15 protein-coding genes and 1 tRNA gene are annotated in these 17,279 nt (G+C 72.3%); 5 read left to right on the top strand and 11 right to left on the bottom strand.

Going from position 1 to position 17,279, the window contains the following annotated elements; genetic code table 11:
- Nucleotides 1-36 precede the first annotated feature (36 nt).
- Nucleotides 37-118, top strand: a tRNA-Leu gene (locus tag EDD34_RS09030).
- Nucleotides 119-317: 199 nt separating this feature from the next.
- Nucleotides 318-1,169, top strand: a complete 852-nt coding sequence (locus tag EDD34_RS09035) for a helix-turn-helix transcriptional regulator (RefSeq protein WP_170177019.1) — start codon at nt 318-320, stop codon at nt 1,167-1,169.
- Nucleotides 1,170-1,221: 52 nt separating this feature from the next.
- On the opposite strand, the gene EDD34_RS09040 is transcribed toward EDD34_RS09035, so the two are convergent.
- The 10 genes from EDD34_RS09040 to EDD34_RS09085 are packed head-to-tail and all read right to left on the bottom strand — an operon-like array spanning nt 1,222 to nt 12,183.
- Complete coding sequence (locus EDD34_RS09040) at nt 1,222-2,229, bottom strand: aldo/keto reductase (protein WP_123814266.1); 1,008 nt, start codon at nt 2,227-2,229, stop codon at nt 1,222-1,224.
- A gap of 13 nt (nt 2,230-2,242) precedes the next feature.
- Entirely contained in the window at nt 2,243-3,277 is a 1,035-nt protein-coding gene (locus EDD34_RS09045; RefSeq protein WP_123814267.1) for an endonuclease/exonuclease/phosphatase family protein, read from the bottom strand.
- Nucleotides 3,270-4,451 carry a glycosyltransferase family 4 protein gene (locus tag EDD34_RS09050; protein WP_123814268.1) on the bottom strand — a complete coding sequence of 394 codons (1,182 nt, stop codon included), beginning with the start codon at nt 4,449-4,451 and terminating at the stop codon, nt 3,270-3,272. Before EDD34_RS09050 ends, EDD34_RS09045 begins: the two co-directional genes overlap by 8 nt.
- Before the next feature lie 14 nt (nt 4,452-4,465).
- The gene (locus tag EDD34_RS09055; RefSeq protein ID WP_123814269.1) at nt 4,466-5,587 is read right to left on the bottom strand and encodes an endonuclease/exonuclease/phosphatase family protein; all 1,122 of its coding nucleotides are present in this window, start codon (nt 5,585-5,587) and stop codon (nt 4,466-4,468) included.
- Nucleotides 5,584-6,600 (bottom strand): glycosyltransferase family 2 protein, encoded by a 1,017-nt coding sequence (locus EDD34_RS09060; RefSeq protein WP_123814270.1) that lies wholly within the window; start codon nt 6,598-6,600, stop codon nt 5,584-5,586. Before EDD34_RS09060 ends, EDD34_RS09055 begins: the two co-directional genes overlap by 4 nt.
- A gap of 55 nt (nt 6,601-6,655) precedes the next feature.
- Complete coding sequence (locus EDD34_RS09065; RefSeq protein WP_123814271.1) at nt 6,656-7,582, bottom strand: UbiA prenyltransferase family protein; 927 nt, start codon at nt 7,580-7,582, stop codon at nt 6,656-6,658.
- A 29-nt stretch (nt 7,583-7,611) separates the two neighbouring features.
- Nucleotides 7,612-8,670, bottom strand: a complete 1,059-nt coding sequence (locus EDD34_RS09070; RefSeq protein WP_211341533.1) for an NAD-dependent epimerase/dehydratase family protein — start codon at nt 8,668-8,670, stop codon at nt 7,612-7,614.
- Nucleotides 8,661-10,109, bottom strand: a complete 1,449-nt coding sequence (locus EDD34_RS09075) for an aspartate aminotransferase family protein (RefSeq protein WP_211341534.1) — start codon at nt 10,107-10,109, stop codon at nt 8,661-8,663. Before EDD34_RS09075 ends, EDD34_RS09070 begins: the two co-directional genes overlap by 10 nt.
- A gap of 23 nt (nt 10,110-10,132) precedes the next feature.
- Nucleotides 10,133-11,161, bottom strand: coding sequence for a lysylphosphatidylglycerol synthase domain-containing protein (locus EDD34_RS09080; protein WP_170177020.1), 1,029 nt, complete (start codon nt 11,159-11,161; stop codon nt 10,133-10,135).
- A complete protein-coding gene (locus tag EDD34_RS09085; RefSeq protein ID WP_123814274.1) occupies nt 11,158-12,183 on the bottom strand; it encodes a glycosyltransferase family 2 protein in 1,026 nt (341 codons plus the stop codon). The genes EDD34_RS09080 and EDD34_RS09085 overlap by 4 nt, the downstream gene beginning before the upstream one ends.
- Nucleotides 12,184-12,535: 352 nt before the next feature.
- Here EDD34_RS09085 and EDD34_RS09090 point away from each other — a divergent pair, with 352 nt between their 5' ends.
- Together EDD34_RS09090 and EDD34_RS09095 are read left to right on the top strand one after the other, a co-directional pair.
- Complete coding sequence (locus tag EDD34_RS09090; RefSeq protein WP_123816432.1) at nt 12,536-13,153, top strand: ANTAR domain-containing response regulator; 618 nt, start codon at nt 12,536-12,538, stop codon at nt 13,151-13,153.
- Nucleotides 13,154-13,321: 168 nt separating this feature from the next.
- Nucleotides 13,322-13,987 (top strand): GNAT family N-acetyltransferase, encoded by a 666-nt coding sequence (locus EDD34_RS09095; RefSeq protein ID WP_170177021.1) that lies wholly within the window; start codon nt 13,322-13,324, stop codon nt 13,985-13,987.
- Between the two features lie 27 nt (nt 13,988-14,014).
- On the opposite strand, the gene EDD34_RS09100 is transcribed toward EDD34_RS09095, so the two are convergent.
- Nucleotides 14,015-14,407 carry a hotdog fold thioesterase gene (locus tag EDD34_RS09100; protein ID WP_425462376.1) on the bottom strand — a complete coding sequence of 131 codons (393 nt, stop codon included), beginning with the start codon at nt 14,405-14,407 and terminating at the stop codon, nt 14,015-14,017.
- A 76-nt stretch (nt 14,408-14,483) separates the two neighbouring features.
- On the opposite strand from EDD34_RS09100, the gene polA reads away from it, so the two are divergent.
- Nucleotides 14,484-17,219 (top strand): DNA polymerase I, encoded by a 2,736-nt coding sequence (gene polA, locus EDD34_RS09105; RefSeq protein ID WP_123814276.1) that lies wholly within the window; start codon nt 14,484-14,486, stop codon nt 17,217-17,219.
- The last annotated feature ends 60 nt before the right edge of the window (nt 17,220-17,279 follow it).

Here is a 17,279-nt window from a genome sequence, read left to right on the forward strand (position 1 = left end):
AGGCGAGAGCCACCGTGTAGGGTGGCTCTCGCCCTGGCCCGCCTGGCGGAACTGGCAGACGCGCGCGGCTCAAACCCGCGTCTCTTCGGAGGTGAGGGTTCAAGTCCCTCGGCGGGCACATCGCGATGTCGCAGGACATCGGAAGGCCCGGTCCCGGATCTCCGGGGCCGGGCCTTTTCGCGCCCGGACTTCGTCAGCGCAACGTCCAAACCGCCCGCTCGAAATGACATGTTAAGCCTGGTCAAAGGCGTGGAATCGCTTCCATGACTCCGCTAGTCTTGCAAGGCCACTGTCAATCAGTGAACTGTGGAGGGCTCATGTCAACGTCGATCGCAAGGCCGCACACAGCAGAGCCCGGCGCGGGTGCGCCGAGGTTCGATGAACGCCTGTTCCGAGAACTTCCCTTCCTGCTCGCCGCTCAGGGGGCCGATCTGCGTCTTCGGGAGGAGGAGCTCACCGAGGCGCGTCGTGCCGTCGAGGTGTTGTCGAAGGTGCACCAACCGGATCCGCGACGGCCGCACTACGAGGTGCTCGAAGTCTCCGCGGGTATTGCGGCCGTCGGCCGGCGTTTCCGGGCCATCGCGGAGTCCGCGGAGCGGACGTGCCTGGTCGCACTGCCCGCGGCATTCCGCAGCGCGATCGGGCTCGACGTCATCGCCGAGGTGCAGGGTGAGCTGGCCCGGCGCGGCGTCGTGACCCGCCAGCTGCACGAGGAGGACGCGGAGCACGACGCCGCCTTCCGGCAGTTCGTGGCCTCGGCGGGGCCGTGCACCGGTGCGTTCCGGCTGCGAACCCACGTTCGTGCGTTCGCCGTGATCGCGGACCGGTCCCGGTTCGTCCTGTCGACCGACCCGCTCGACCCGGAGGCCGGGGTCGTCGAGGCCGGGCACAGCGGCCTGCTCGGGTCGATCGCCCACCTCCTCGAGGAGCAGTGGAGTACCGCGCGGGACTGGGACGAGCCGGCGAACCGGGAGACGTCGCCGCTCACGCGCCAGGAGCGCGACCTGCTGGGGCTGCTGGCCGCCGGCAGGACCGACGAGCAGGTGGGCCACCGCCTCAAGGTCTCGCTCCGGACCGTCCGCCGGACGTACTCCCACCTCGCGAGGCGGATGGCCATCCGGAGCCGGTTCGAGGCCGGCGTGGTCGCGGCGCGGAACGGCTGGGTCTGACGACGACGGGTACCGAGGCGGTGGCGCCACGGCACCCGTCGCGAGTCGTCGGTCAGCGCCCCGCGGCGCCCTTGGCGATCTCGCTGTAGGGGTAGGGGACGCGGATGGCGCTGGCCTCGTCCAGCCGGGCCAGCTCGTCCTCGGACAGGGCCCACTCCGTCACCGGCAGGAGTTCCGCCAGCTGGCCCGCGTCCCGCGCGCCGACGATCGGCGCGGTGAGGTCCGGCTGGGCGAGCAGCCAGGCGAGGGCGACCTGCGGGACGGGACGGGACCGTTCGCCGGCGATCTCGTCGAGCGTGTCCAGGATGCGCCACGTGCGCTCCTCGGCCGCGTAGGCGCTCCACGACTCGCCCCATCCCAGCTTCTCGGCCGTCTCGACGCGCGTTCCCGGCGCGGGGGCGCCGTCGGCCCGCCGCATGCGGCCGGTCAGCCAGCCACCCCGCAACGGGCTCCACGCGACGACGCCCAGGCCCTCGGCGCGGCAGACGTCGAACAGCTCGAGCTCCGCGTCCCGGTCGAGCAGGTTGTACAGCGGCTGCAGCGACCGGAAGGGCTCCCAGCCGTTGCCGCGGCTGAGATCCACGGCCTTCTGCAGCTGCGATGCCGTCACGTTGCTCGCGCCGATGTACCGGACCTTGCCGCTGCGGACGAGCCCGTCGAGCGTGGAGAGCGTCTCCTCCAGCGGCACCATCGGATCCCAGGCGTGGATCTGGTAGAGGTCGATGTAGTCGGTCTCGAGGCGCCGCAGGCTCTCCTCGACGGCGGCGATGATGCGACGCCGCGACAGCCCCTGGGTGTTGGGGCCCTCACTGGCGTTGTACCGCACCTTGGTCGCGACCACGACGTCGTCGCGCCGCCCCTTGAGCCAGCGGCCGAGGATCTCCTCCGAGGCGCCGCCGTTGTAGACGTCGGCGGTGTCGACGAAGTTGCCGCCCGCGTCGGCGAACGTGTCGAGTACGCGCCTGCTCGTGGGTTCGTCCGCCTCACGTCCGAAGGTCATCGTGCCGAGCGCCAGCGGGCTCACCTCGAGGCCGGTACGCCCCAGGAACCGGTACTTCATGGTCGTGCTCCTCTCATCCGTGATGCGATCGGTGCCGCGTGCCGACACCGACGGTCAGGTGCTGGACGCGGTGGTCCGACAGGCCCGCCGCCTCCGCGAACCGGTACTCGTGGACCTCCAGCCCGTTCCGCGTGAGGGCCCAGTCGATCCGCCACAGCCGTGGTCCCCGCGCGTGCCACGACCGGGGGAAGACCATCGCCCGCGTCCGCGCGGCGTCCTCGCCGAGCGACCTGACCCGCCGCGCGTCCGCCATCGCGGGGCTCGTGTTGAAGTCTCCGGCGACGAGCAGGGGATGGGCGATGCCGGCCACATCGGCGGCCAGGGCCGCGAACTCGCGTTCCCGGTGGCCGGCCCGGGCGCGGACCTCGCGGTAGAACTCGCGGCGGAACGGTGAGATCCGGCGGAGCTGGACCGGGACGTGGACGTTGAGCAGGGACACACGGTGCGTCCCGGTGCGGCCGGGGACGTCGACGTCGACCCGCAGGACACGCTCCGCCACGGTCGGCACGTGCCGGGCCGGCAGGCGGGAGATCGTCACCTGGCCGTGGTCCGCGACGACGTGGCGGCCGGGGAAGGCGGTGCGGAGCCGTGCGATGTCGTCGATCGCCGCCCAGGTGCCGTCGTGGTTGTCGTGGTGGTACTCCTGCAGCATGAGCACATCCGCGTCGAGCGATCGGAGGAACGCGTAGAAGGGTTCGGGATCGCCCTGCTGGTACCAGTGCTCCGTGTTCCAGACGCACACCTTCAGTTCCCGCTCGGACGTCACCACAGCCGGGTCGCGGCCGACGGCGCCCAGGTCGATCCCGCTCCGACGATATCCCGCCACCAGGCAGAGCAGCGAGGCGACCACCGCGATCGGGCGGTAGGGGCCACCGGCCGCCACGGCGGCGACCAGGAGCAGCGCGGGCGCGAGCACGAGGGCCGGGGGCGGGACGAGGGACAGGACGAGCCAGAACCACCAGCGCCCGTTGAGCAGGAGGTCGAGCAGAGCCACCACCACGCACGCAGCGCACGCGGCGACGACCGCCACGGCGATCGGGTCAGCCATGCGCGGTCCTGGAAGGCCGCGCCTCCCGGTCGGTGCCGGCCGCCCGGCCGGTGAGCGAGGCGAACAGCGCCTCGTACCGGTCGAGGCACGCACTCGCGCCGTACTGCTGCCGGGCCCGTTCCGCGCCGGCCGAGCGGGTCTCGGGGCCGAACGCGGCGACGGCCGTCATGGCCTCGGCGAGCGCGGCGACGTCACCCGCCGGGAAGTGCCGGCCGAACCCGGTGGTGAGGACCGGCTGCCGCATGCCGGGCAGGTCGCTCGCGACCGAGGGGACCCCGAGCATCATCGCCTCGACCTGGGAGATCCCGAAGGACTCCTCCGCGATCGAGGGGAGCACGAAGGCGTCGAGGGAGCTGTACAGCTCGTCCACCTCTTGGTCCTCCAGGAACCCCGTGAAGCGCACCCTGGTGTCGTCGGCGGCCAGGGCGCGCAGGTCCTGCGCGACGCCCCCGCCGGCGATGCGGGTGTCCTCCCCAGCGATGATCAGGCGTGCGTCCGGGTCGTCGATCGTCCGGAACGCCCGGATCGCCAGATCGAGCGCCTTCTCCGGGGCCAGCCGGCCCAGGAAGCCGTAGTGCGGCCCGGGCCCGTCCCGGAACGTGGGTGAGGCGCGCCGTCGTATCCGGCAGGGCGGCGGGACGGCGGTGATCCCCGTCTCTTCCATGAGCGGCCAGTGGCGGGAGCCTCGCGCGTGGTCCTCGTTGTTGACGACGACGGCGTCGGCGTCGGACAGCGCGCGGCCCACCGACCGGTCCACGATCGCGGTCTGCGCACGGCCGGTCAGGCTCGTGGGCAGCCACACGTCGTCGTGGTGCGTCGCGACGACGACGGTTCCCGGCAGGCTCCGCGTGAGAAGTCCCGCCTCGAGCATCGGCAGGTGCAGGTTGAGCACCGCCGAGCGGCGCGCGAGCCGGCGGGCGAGCGACGTGAACCCCGGGCTGATCACCCCTCTGCCGACGCGTGCCCGGACGGGTGCGCGGTAGACGTCCACCCCGTTCGCCCGTTCCCGCGCGGGGGAGGCGTCGTCGTGCCGCGTGGTGGCCACCGCCACCCGGGCGCCGCGAGCGGCCATGCCCTCCGCCACGGCGCGGGCCACCTCGGTGAGTCCGCTGACGTAGGGCGTGTAGTAGGTCAGGGCGACGGTGAGGTCGTAGTGGTCGGAGTCGGGTCGCATGTGTCTCCTGTCGCTCAGGGAAACCGGACGGTCGCCCTGATCGGGCGGTGGGTGGAGAAGCCCGCGCCGGTCCCGGGCACCTCGTGGTCGAGCACCTCGACGCCGTCGCCGGTGAGCATCCAGTCGAGGCGCCAGAGCGGGAACGTCGCGGGGAACGTGCCGGGGTAGGGGCTGCTGCCCGCCCGGGCGGCGTCGTCCAGCCCGTCGTACCACCGCAGGTCCGCCGAGCCGGGCTGCACGTTGAGGTCGCCCGTGAGGACCACCGGGTGCGGGTTGGCCGCCAGGTCGTCCTGGAGCAGTGAGAAGTGGGAGGTGCGGCGGGATGCCGAGTCGTGCAGCTCCTCGTAGAAGTCGCGCCCGAACGGCGAGCGGTTCACGTTCAGGAGGTCCGGCGCATGGGTGTTGTAGAGGCTGACCGTCCGGTCGCCGATCCGCACGTCGGTGCGCAGCGCCCGGACGTCCCAGTAGTCGGGCCAGTCCGTGCGGGGCGGCGGCAGGTCGTCCGGGCGCAGCGCCGCCGAGTCCACCACCGGGTACCTGCTCAGCGTCAGGAACTCGCCGGCCGCGACCGCCGTGTAGCCCGGCAGTTCGCGCCGCACGCGGTCCAGGTCGTCGACCGGGCGGGGCCGGTCGTCCGGAGGCGTGGCGTGCTGGTGCTCCTGGAGCAGGAGGACGTCCGCGTCCAGGGAACGCAGGTACGCGAAGAACTCCCCCCGGTCGTGCCCCTGGTCCCAGGAGAAGGTGTTCCAGCCGACGACGACGGCGGTGGGCGCGTCCGGGGTGGCACCGGCGTCGTCGGGCAGCACGCCGCCGGGCAGCACCACTCCGGTCTGCCCGAGTCCGACGACGAGCGCGACGCCCGTCGCGGCGAGGACCCGGAGCCGGCGCGCCCCGGCGAGCAGTTCGACGGCGACCAGGACCGCGGGCACGGCGAGGTGCGCGACCGGCGGCGCCAGCCCGAGGCCGTTCCACAGCCACCACCGGCCGGCGAGCAGCGCTCCGGCCAGGGCGTACGTGCCCCAGGCGAGCGCCAGGGCCAGCACGACGCGGGAGACCACGCGGGCACGGCGCGACGGCACGCGGGCGGTCCGCTCACCGCTCGGGGAGCCGGCGGGGAGCGTGGCGGAAACGGTCATGGCCGGGCCGCCGTCCCCGAGCGGTCGTAGAGGCGCCGGAACCGGGGCGAGACGATCCACTGCAGCAGGCCGATCCCGCCGGCGAGTGCGATGGCGCAGTTGACCAGGTGGTGGACCCCGGCGAAGAACAGCGTGAAGCCGAGGCCCTTCCGGTCGAGCACGAAGGCGTACAGGCCGCGGTCGCCGAGGATGCTTCCGGCGAGCAGCCCGAGCGCCGCGACCGCCCAGAGCGGGGACAGCACGATCAGCGGCACGCACAGCACCGCGCCGAGCGCGGCGACCGCGGCCCCCGCCCGCGGTCCCGTCGCGAACCCGCCGGGCAGGCTGCCCTGGCGCAGGTACAGCGGCACGTGCAGGCGCGTGCGGTGGAACACCTTGCGGAAGATGGTCCGCAGGCTGTCGTCGTGGTCGTGCGCACCCCGGACCGCGTTGGAGCTGTGCGACTCGTACCGCGCGGTCAGGCGGTCGGCGTAGTCGCCGTCCTCGGTGTGCCGCAGGGTCGTGTTGAACGGCCCCACCGCGCGGAACACCTCGGCCCGGATCATGAGGATGGCCGTGTGGACGGTGCCGATCCGCCCCTCCTGCTCCGTGAACCAGTAGTGCTGGTGCAGGCACCGGTAGGTCTCGACCGGTCCGTCCGGGATCAGGGGCTCGGGCCCGTAGGTCCCGCACAGCGCACCGATCCGCTCGTTCTCCCGCATGAGCCCGACGGCACGGGTGACGGCGTCGGGCCGCATCGCGACGTCCGCGTCGATGAACATGATGAACTCGCCGCGAGCGTGCTCCGCGCCGGTGTTCCGGGCGGTGGCGGCGCCGCTGTTGGCTCCCGTGCTCACCACGGTGACCCCGAGGGCCCGGGCCACCTCCACGGAGTCGTCGGTGGAGCAGTCGTCGGCGAGCAGGATCTCCATGTTCTCGTAGGTCTGCGCGAGCAGTGCCTCCAGGCACAGGCGGAGTGCCGGACCGGTGTTGTAGTTCGGCACGACGACCGAGACCAGACCTGAAATCCCCATTGTTGGTTCCTTACGGTGTGCTGCTGACAGTCGGACGCGGACGGGTGGGAACGGGCTAGGGCAGGACGGTGCCGACCACGAGGCAGACACCGGTCACGATGCCCACCACGATCGTGACCCGGTCCGAGGCGATGTCCTTCGACGGGTCGCCGCCCTGCCGCTTGACGAGGACGAGCTGCAGGTACCGCACGACGAGCCCGGCGACGAGGACCGCCGACAGCAGCACGAACACGCCGGACGCCCCGGGGGAGAAGATCTCGTTCACGTGGAGGGCGTAGGTGAGCAGCGTCGTGACCGCCGCCAGCCCGATGAGCTGGTCCAGGAAGGGCACGGAGTACCCCGCGAGGGCCGACCGGTGCCGGGTGTCGGCGAGTCCGATCTCGTGGCGGCGCTTCCCCGCGGCGAACATCATGCAGGCCGCGAAGACGGAGGCGGCCAGGAGCACCGACGGCTCGCCCTCGGCGGCGATCGACCCTTGGAGGTAGCGGAGCGCGAACCCGCCGGCGACGATGGCGATGTCCAGGACCGCGATGCGCTTGAGCCCGAAGCTGTACCCCACGTTGAGCAGGAGGTATGCCACGACGGGCCAGGAATCGACGATCGGCCTGAGCGCCATGAGCAGGCCGACGCCGGCGAGCAGCGCGACAGCGAGGACGACGGCGGCCGAGACGGGAACCCGGCCCGAGGCGACGGGGCGCGAGCGCTTGACGGGGTGCAGGCGGTCGGCATCCCGGTCGATGATGTCGTTGACCACGTAGACGGCCGACGAACCGGCGATGAACAGGGCCAGCGCCCAGGCCAGGTCCAGGGCGGCGGTGTTCCACGCCGTGACGCCCAGCATGCCGATCGGGACGACGAAGACGTTCTTGACCCACTGCTGAGGTCGTAGCAGGCGCCAGAGATCGGCTGCCTTCTCGCGTGCTGTCGTGGCCGCGGTAGCGGGGGGCCGGGGTCCACGGATTTCTGGGGTCAGTACATCCACGGTGCGATGCCTCTCGATCGACGGTCCTGCTAGAAGAGGAACTTGGCCAGTGCGAGGGCTCCCTGCCGCCACGCGTCCCGGCTGGTGACGCCGCCTCCGGCCGTGCTGCCCGGCTCTTGGCCCGCACGCTGTTCCCGCCACCAGTCGAAGGTCGCCAGGATCGCGTCGCGGTTCGACTGGCGCGGCCGGAAGCCGAGCCGCGTGACGCTCTCGCTGATGTCGACATAGCTGTCGCGCCGCAGCTTGTGGATCAGGCGCCCGTACACGGGGGACGCGCCGGCCTTCCCGAGCGCGCTGAGGACGGCCACCGTGGGCTGCTGCGGCAGACCGACGACCCGGCCGCCGTGCCCGGCGGCGTCGAGGACGGCCTGGAAGTCGTCGCGGAGGGTGCCGAACTCCGCCGCGCCGATGTTGTAGGTGCCCATGGCGACCTCGTCGTCGGCCCTCAGCGCCAGCACGATCGCCTCGACGAGGTCGTCGATGCCGAGCATCTGGGTGCGCACCTTGCCGTCGCCGAGCACGGGGAAGTTCCTGCCCTCGTCGGCCCACTCGAACAGCATCGAGAACAGACCCATCCGGCCCGGGCCGACGAAGGTCTTGGGGCGCAGCATCGTCACCCGCAGGCCGGCCTCCCGCGCCTCCTCGCAGAGCACCTCGGCCTCGGCCTTGGCCGCGCTGTAGGTGTCGACGGGCTCGCGCGGGTGGCTCACCGGTGTGGGGACGATCAGGGGCAGCCCGTAGACCGCCGTCGAGGAGATGTGCACGAACCGGGGGGTGCCCGCCCGGCGGGCCGCGCCGAGCACGGCCCGGGTGCCGCCGACGGTGATCGTCCGGATCTCGTCGGCCGGGTAGCTCGGCAGCGCCGCGACGCAGTGCACGACGGCGTCCGCGCCGTGCAGGTGCGTCAGCACCGACTCCTCGTCCCGGACGTCCGCGACCACCTGTTCGACCCCGTCGGGGGCGTCGGGATCGGGACGGCGGTCGACGCCGGTCACCTCGGCGCCGTCCGCGGCGAGACGCCTCACGAGTGCCGAGCCGAGCATGCCGGACGAGCCGGTGACGACGACGTGCCGTCCGGTCAGTTCCACAGCGACCACACCTTGTCCTTGATCAGGGCCGCGAGGAGCTGGGGCATGCCGAGCGCCAGTGTCTCCTCGAACGCGGTGAGGAAGTACGCCACCTCGCTCTCGCCGGCCACCAGCGGGGGAGCGGCGACGAGCGGGCTCTTCCCGTTGAGCGTGTAGTAGAGGTACACGCCGTGCTTCTGGTACATCGTGTTGATCACCGCGGCCGTGATGAGCTTGTGGGGTAGCAGGGGGTCGCGGCTGAGGCCACCGGGCGCGTAGCGGGCCGCCAGCTCGATCAGCCGAGGGCTGCCGGAGAGGAAGATCCCCTGGAGGGCGCCCGCCCCCTGCACGTCCGCGATGAGGTCGGGGAAGCGGTTCTGGATCCGCTTCAGGCCGGTGACGAGCTGTTCCCCGATCGCGCGGGCACGCGCCGGGTAGTCGTCCTCGACCGCGACGCGGACGGCCTCGATCGCCGTCGCGGCCTCCTCCCCGAACCCGTAGTAGGTGGTGCTCGTCGACTGCAGCAGGGCGTCCAGGAGGTTGTCGTAGGCGGGCCGGAACACCGACTCCCGAGCGACGAACCCGGAGATGGACGACTTGCCGCCGCCGAACGCCTTGGAGGTCGTCATCACGTCGGGGACGAGACCCGGGTACCTCATGAAGTGGAACAGCGAACCCGTCTTGCCCCAGCCGGAGTGGATCTCGTCGAAGATCAGGACGATGCCCTCGGCGGTGCACAGGTCACGCACGCCCCGGAGGAACTCCTCGGAGCACTCCCGCATCGTCGTCGCGGAGAACGGCTCGACGAGCAGGGCGTAGACGTCGCTCGTCCCGTCGGCCCGGCGGTGGCGGGCGACGGTCTCGCGGACCGAGTCGAGGTCGCCGAACGCGAAGTGGTCGATCCCCGGGATGGTCGGGAAGGTGAAGGTGCTCTGGGCGCCGGTCAGGCCGCCGCTGCCGAGGAGCTTGCCGTGGAAGGCGATGTCCGCGCTGAGGATGGTCCCGCGCTTGCCGTCGTGGTACTTGTACGCGAGCTTGACCGCCCCTTCGACGGCCTCCGCGCCGGAGTTGGGGAAGAACGACATGGTGAGGTCCTCCGGCAGGAGGGCGGCCAGATTGTGACCCAGCGCTGCGATATAAGGGGAGAAGTACGTCTTGTGCACCTCCATCCGCGAACGCTCCTGGAACTTGCGGCGTGCCTCGAGGATCCGGGGATGGTTGTGCCCGTGGTTGAGCACGCCGACGCCGCCGGTGAAGTCGAGGATCCGCCGGCCGTCACGGGTGTGGATCCAGCAACCCTCCGCGTGGTCGACGAGCTCACGCCCGAATCCGAGGGAGGTCATGAGCTTGACCTGGCTCCGGTTCACGTACCGGCGGTAGAGGTCGTGCACCTCGCCGACCGAGAGCCGCTCCGCGTCCTCCACGCTCAGCAGGTCGGTCGTGATCTGTGTGGCTGTCACCGTCCGTCGTCCTTTCGTCACGTTCATCGTTCGCCGGCCCCTGCTCCCACGAGCTGGCGTGTTCCGTCCGGCGGTGTGCCGCGGCGCCTGCGCACGAGGTCGACCAGCAACCAGGAACCGCACAGCAGCACCTCACCGACCAGGCAGAGCAGCCGGCTCATGAGCACGATCGCGATCGCGCCGTCGAGCGGCAGGATCGCCGCGAGCACCGCGGTGAGCGCGACCTCCCGGACGCCGATGCCGTCCGGGAAGACGACGGCCAGCGTGCCGGCCACCGTCGCCGCGGCGAATCCGCCGATCCCCGCGACGACGGCGGCTCCGGTGCCGGCCCCGGCGGCGAGCGAGAGCAGGCCGACGTGCGCGCCGGACAGCACCCAGCCGCTCGTCGCCAGCAGCAACGACGTGCGGACCTCGGCGGGCGTGGCCTCGACGACCTCGGCCCGGCCCGCCGCCGTCACGGCGCGTCGCACGGCGCGGGTGAGCAACCGCGGCCAGGCCACGACGACGACGGCGGCGACGGTGCCGGCCACGACGAGGGTGGTGGCGAGGAATGACGCCTCGAAGGCCAGCGGCACGGTCGCGACGCCGAGCAGCGCTCCGGCGAGCAGGCCGGTGGCCATGCTGAGGAAGAACGCCGAGACGATCCTGCGGGCGTCGACACCCGCGGCGCGGCCGACCTCGATCTGGGCGAGGATGCCCCACACCCTGCCGGGAACGAACTTGCTGAGGAAACCGACGTAGAAGATGCGCGTGGTGGACCGGGGGTCGACCGAGGGGCCGTCGACGAAGACCCGCCAGGCACGCATGGACAGCCAGACGCCCACGACGTTGGCCACGAGGCCGCCCGCCAGCGGCCAGGCGATCGCGGCCGAGTCGAACATGCGCAGCGCGGTGAGACCGCCCTCGTCGAGCGAGGACCGGAGCGCCAGCAGGATCGATGCCGTCACCACGCAGCCCGCGAGCAGCCAGAGCGTCCGGCGGACCGCCGGCCGGCCGGCCAGCCTTCCCAGCGTGGTGATCGCGTGTCTCAGGGGGCGCCGGGAGGCGCTCACGGCGTCGCCCGGACGCTGTCGCGCCGTGGTCCGGGACCGAAGGAGGGGTCGATCACCCAGCGCACGGCGCCGGCCATCGCGCCCGTGATCAGCGTGACCTGGACGAGGTAGTGGATCAGCGTGAACACGGCCAGGAAGCCCGGTCCGCGGCGCCGCAGCGCCGAGCGGTAGAGGCCGGGATCGGCCGCGATGCTGGCGCCGGCCAGGAAGAGCGCCGCGATCGCGCACCACGGGCTCAGCGCGGTGCCGAGCAGGAGCACCGCGGCCAGCCACGCCGCCCCCGCGCCGAGAGGGCTGTTCGCCTTGAGCCCGCGGCCCTTGTTGTGCTTCTCGATCGCGGCGACCGGAACCAGGAGCTGCGCCCGGCGGAACTGCTCGGCCAGCAGCGGGCCGAGCCGGTCCACCTCGTCGTGCCTCCCGCTGATCGCGTCGGTGAGCAGGATGGCGTGGCGGGGTGCGAGCCGTTCGCTGTACTCGACGTCCTCCGAGTCGCGGAGGTTCGCGTCGAACGGCCCGACCTCGTCGAAGACCGCGCGTGGCATCGCGGCCATCATGAAGATCGCGGTGTGCACCCGGCCGACGGAGCGCGCCTGCCAGTGGTGCGCGTGCAGCACCCGGTACCGTTCGACGACGCCGTCGTCGACGAGCGGCTCCGGCGCGACGACCCCGTAGACGCATCCCAGCGACGGGTCCGCCCGCAGCTCCCGCACCGCCTGCTCGACGGCGTCGGGCGCGAGGGCGACGTCGGAGTCCACGAAGAAGACGATCTCGCCCGTCGACTCCGCCACGCCGCGGTTGCGGGCCGCGGAGACGCCCCCGTTCCGTTCGAGCCCGATCACCCGGCAGGAGTACCGTGCCGCGACCTCGCGGGAGCCGTCGGTGCTCGCGTCGTCCACGACGATGACCTCGTGCGGGGGGTAGGTCTGCGCGAGCACGGACTCCAGGCACAGCGGGAGGGTCCCGGCGTAGTTGTAGTTCGGGACGACCACGGAGACACGTGGTGCGGGTCGGGCGATTGCCATCGGTTCCTCAGGGTTCTGTGACGGTTCGGCACGAGCATGCGGTGGTGCGGCGGGTGATCACAGGGGCCGGGGATGGCATCTCGCGGACAGCACCTGGCGGACGGTCCGGCTCCCGCGGAAAGCGGGCACGTGGCAGCGGGTGCCTGGCAGCAAGTGCCCGTGTCGGGTGGTCCGGGTCGTGTCCGCGATGTGGACCGTGCCGGAGTGACGAAGAACAACTCGCACAGATGCAGGTCGGCAAGCTGCGCATGGCGACCGGACAAGTAGGATGTGACCCGTGAGCGACGAGACCAACCCCACGACCGAGGCGACCGATGGTGACACCGGCACGGTAGAGCTGGACCTTCCCCCGATGACGGAGGAGGCGAAGGCCGAGGAAGCCACCCCGGTCCGTGCCACGCGCCGGGCGGTCGTCGCCGAGGACGAGGCACTGATCCGCATGGACGTGGTGGAGACACTGCGCGAGGCGGGGTTCGACGTCGTCGGCGAGGCCGGCGACGGCGCGACGGCGGTGAACCTGGCGCTCGAGCTCAAGCCCGATGTCGTCGTGATGGACGTCAAGATGCCCGAGCTGGACGGCATCTCGGCGGCCGAGAAGATCGGCAAGGCGCACGCCGCCCCCGTGGTGCTGCTGACGGCCTTCTCGCAGACGGAGCTCGTCGAGCGGGCGCGTGACGCCGGCGCGATGGCGTACGTCGTCAAGCCGTTCACCCCGGCGGACCTGCTGCCGTCGGTGGAGATCGCCATCTCGCGGTACCAGCAGCTCGGGGCCCTGGAGGCCGAGGTCACGGACCTCAAGGAGCGGTTCGAGACCCGCAAGCGTGTGGACCGCGCGAAGGGCCTGCTGATGACCAAGATGGGCCTGACGGAGCCGGAGTCCTTCCGCTGGATCCAGAAGACGTCGATGGACCGCCGGCTGACGATGCGTGAGGTCGCCGACGCCGTGATCGATCAGGTGGGCAACGCCTGACGGGTCGGGCGCGGCACGCGCTCCCTTCCGGCCGCCTGGCCTCCGGACTTGGAGGGAGCGCTTCCACGGGTCTATTCTCGAGCGCGAGTCGGACACTCGTCCAAGAGGTCCGGTACCCCGCGGGAATCCCGGAACCGCGGAGGCGTGCAAGCTGCGGAGGTGGCGTCAGTGCGAGAGCGAGTGGCAGTCGAGGTGCGGTCGGCGGGTCCCGCCGACCTCGAGGCGATCGCGGAACTCGCGGTACGCGGACGTGACGAGTCGCCCGCCGGTGCCCAGGTGGCCGCGGGGGACCAGGACCGCCTGCGGGAACAGCTCAGCGTGCTGCTGGCCGTCGACGGGCACGTGCTCGTCGCGGAGCGTGCCGGGCGGGTCGTGGGAGTCGTGCTGGGCAGGGTCGTCGGCCCCCACCTGTTCATGGTCCGGCCCGCGCTGTACCTGGACACCGTGTTCGTGGCACCCGACGCCCGGCGGCGCGGCGTCGGGCACGCACTCCTGCGTGCCGCGGCCTTCCTCGCGATCGAGAACGACTGCGACGAGGTCTACGCCGCGCCCGTGGCCGGTACCCGCGGCGTGCAGCGCTTCCTGGCCCGCCTCGGTTTCGCCCCGGCCTGCGGGCACCGGGTCGCTCCGACGCAGACCCTCCTGCGCCGTCTCGCGCACGACAGCCCGTTCGCGGCCGAGGTGGACCAGCGCCGGCGCCGGCCCGTCCGGACCGGTCTCGAGGACCTCATCGCGAGGCGCCGCCGCGCCCGCTCCGCGGAGTCGGGCCCGCTGGACCTCCGTGCCGTCCCGGACGCCGTCGACCGGCCTCGCGCGGAACGCGTCCCCGGCTGACCCGGCGACGAGCAGGGCGGCGAAACGTCAGCCGCCGATGATCATGCAGGTGAGACGCGCCGTGCAGACGCGCCTGCCGCTCTCGTCCGTGATGACTACCTCGTAGGCCGCCGTGCTGCGGCCCCGGTGGATCGCCGTCGCGACCCCCGTGACCGTGCCCGAGCGGACGCCGCGATGATGCGTCGCGTTGAGGTCGAGACCCACCGCCTGACGGCCCTCGCCGGCGTGCACCTGGGCCGCCACGGACGCGAGCGTCTCGGCGAGGACCGCCGACGAGCCGCCGTGCAGCAGGCCGGCCGGCTGCGTGTTGCCCTCCACCGGCATCCGTCCCGCCGTCCGCTCCGCGGAGATCTCCGTGAACTCGATGCCGAGCTTGTCGATCACCGTCACCTCGGGGGAGCCCGGGTACATCGCGCGCATGTCCAGCGGGTCGCGTCGGGTACGTGCCTCGTTCCTCGGCCTGTCCCCTCCACTGCGCCCCGCGTCGATGTCAGTCATGCGGGATAGGTTGTCATCCGTGACGACCGAAGCGCGAACCGACCTCCCCGCCGGCACCTCCGCCGGTACCCGCCCCCGGCTGCTGCTCGTGGACGGCCACTCCATGGCCTACCGGGCGTTCTTCGCCCTGCCCGACACGCTGGCCACCACCTCGGGCCAGGTCACCAACGCGGTGTTCGGCTTCACCTCGATGCTCACCAACCTCCTGCGCGACGAGCAGCCCACCCACGCCGCCGTCGCGTTCGACGCCGGCCGCGTCACCTTCCGCACCGAGAGGTACCCGGAGTACAAGGCCGGCCGCGCCGCCACCCCCGACGAGTTCCGCTCCCAGGTCCCGCTCATCCACGAGGTCCTCGACGCCCTGCACCTGCGGTACCTGTCGGCCGAGGGCATCGAGGCCGACGACATCCTCGCCACGCTCGCCGGCCAGGCCTCCGCCGCCGGCATGGACGTGCTCATCTGCTCCGGCGACCGCGACGCCCTCCAGCTCGTGAACGACGACGTCACGGTGCTCTACCCGGTGAAGGGCGTCTCCGAGCTGGCCCGCATGACGCCCGACGCCGTCGAGGGGAAGTACGGGGTGCCGCCCCGGCAGTACCCCGACCTGGCCGCGCTCGTCGGGGAGAAGAGCGACAACCTCCCCGGCATCCCCGGCGTCGGCCCCAAGACCGCCGCGAAGTGGGTCACCACCTTCGGCGGGCTCGACGAGCTCCTCGCCCGCGCCGACGAGGTCAAGGGCAAGGCGGGGGAGAAGCTCCGCGACCACCTGGAGCAGGTGCGCACCAACCGTGAGCTCAACGCGCTCCTCACCGACGTCACCATCGACCTCGGCCTCGACGACCTCGCCCTGACCGGCTTCGACCGCGAGGCCGTGCACCGGGTCTCCGACGCCCTGCAGTTCGGCCAGATGCGCGACCGGCTCCTCGCCGTCGACCCCGCCGGCGAGCCGGCCGGCGAGCAGCCCACCGGCAGCGTCGAGATCGAGGTGGACGACGTCGCCCCCGGCGGCCTCGCGGCCTGGCTCGCGGCCCGCACCGGCCGCCTCGGCCTCGACGTCTCGGGAACGACGACGCCCGTCGGCGGGGACGCCTGGAAGGTGGCCGTCGCGGGCCCGGACGGACACGCCGTCGTGTACGACACGGAGGACCTGGGGTCCGAGGACGACAAGGCGCTCGCGGCCTGGCTCGCCGACGAGGCCGCGCCGAAGGTGGTGCACGGGGCGAAGGCCGCGTGGCACGCGCTCGCGGGGCGCGGCTGGGACCTGCGGGGCGTCGAGTTCGACACCGAGCTGGCCGCCTACCTGTGCCACCCGGACCAGCGCGGTTACGACCTCGGTGACCTCGCGGAGCGGCACCTGGGGCGCCGCCTCGGCGTGGCGGCGCCCGCCGCGCAGGGCGCGCTCGATCTCGACCTCGACGGCGGCGCCACCGGGGAGCTGGAGGCTGCCCGTGCCGCCACCGTCGGCGACCTCGCCGAGATCCTCGCGGGTGAGCTGGCCGATCGCGGGGCGGCGCACCTGCTGTCGGACGTCGAACTGCCGCTGTCGCGCGTCCTGGCGTCCATGGAGCACGCCGGGATCGCGGCGGACGTGGACTACCTGACGGACCTGGAGAAGCACTTCGCGGCGGGTGTCGCCGACGCCGCCGCGGCCGCGTACGACGTGATCGGGCGGGAGGTGAACCTCGGCAGTCCCAAGCAGCTCCAGGAGGTGCTGTTCGACCAGCTCGCGATGCCGAAGACGAAGAAGATCAAGACCGGCTGGACCACCGACGCGGCGGCGCTGCAGGACTTGTTCGCCCGGACCCAGCACCCGTTCCTGGAGCACCTGCTGGCGCACCGCGACGTCACGCGCCTGCGCACCACGGTCGAGGGGCTGCTGCGGACCGTCGCGCCGGACGGGCGCATCCACACCACGTTCTACCAGACCATCGCCGCGACGGGCCGGCTCAGCTCGGTCGACCCGAACCTGCAGAACATCCCCGTCCGGACGGAGGCGGGCCGCCGCATCCGCCGGGCGTTCGTGGTGGGCCCGGGGTACGAGACCCTGCTCACGGCGGACTACAGCCAGATCGAGATGCGGATCATGGCCCACCTGTCCGGCGACGAGGGCCTGATCAGCGCCTTCCGCTCCGGGGAGGACCTGCACCGCTACGTGGGGTCGCGCGTGTTCCAGGTGAACCCCGAGGACGTCACGCCGGAGATGCGCGCCAAGGTCAAGGCCATGAGCTACGGCCTGGCGTACGGGCTGAGCGCGTTCGGGCTGTCCCAGCAGCTGGGGATCTCCACCGGTGAGGCACAAGGCCTCATGGACGACTACTTCGAGCGGTTCGGCGGAGTGCGGGACTACCTCACCGGCGTCGTCGAGGAGGCCCGCGCCACCGGCTGGACCGCGACGCTCCTGGGGCGGCGGCGCTACCTCCCGGACCTCACGAGCGACAACCGGCAGCGCCGCCAGATGGCGGAGCGGATGGCGCTCAACGCCCCGATCCAGGGGTCGGCGGCGGACATCATCAAGCTCGCCATGCTGGGTGTGCGGCGCGAGATGGACGCCCAGCGCCTGGAGTCCCGCGTCCTGCTCCAGGTGCACGACGAACTCGTCGTGGAGGTCGCCCCCGGCGAGCGCGCCGTGATGGAGGAGCTCCTGCGCGCCCAGATGGGCGCGGCGTTCGAGCTGGACGTCCCCCTGGAGGTCTCGGTGGGCGCGGGCCAGAACTGGCACGACGCCGCGCACTGATACGGGCGCGGTGCGGGAGTGCGGCGTCCCGCGCCCTGGGCGGGCGCGCGACGCCGCGGC

The sequence above is a fragment of the Myceligenerans xiligouense genome (genome assembly GCF_003814695.1).
GTDB lineage: Bacteria > Actinomycetota > Actinomycetes > Actinomycetales > Cellulomonadaceae > Myceligenerans > Myceligenerans xiligouense.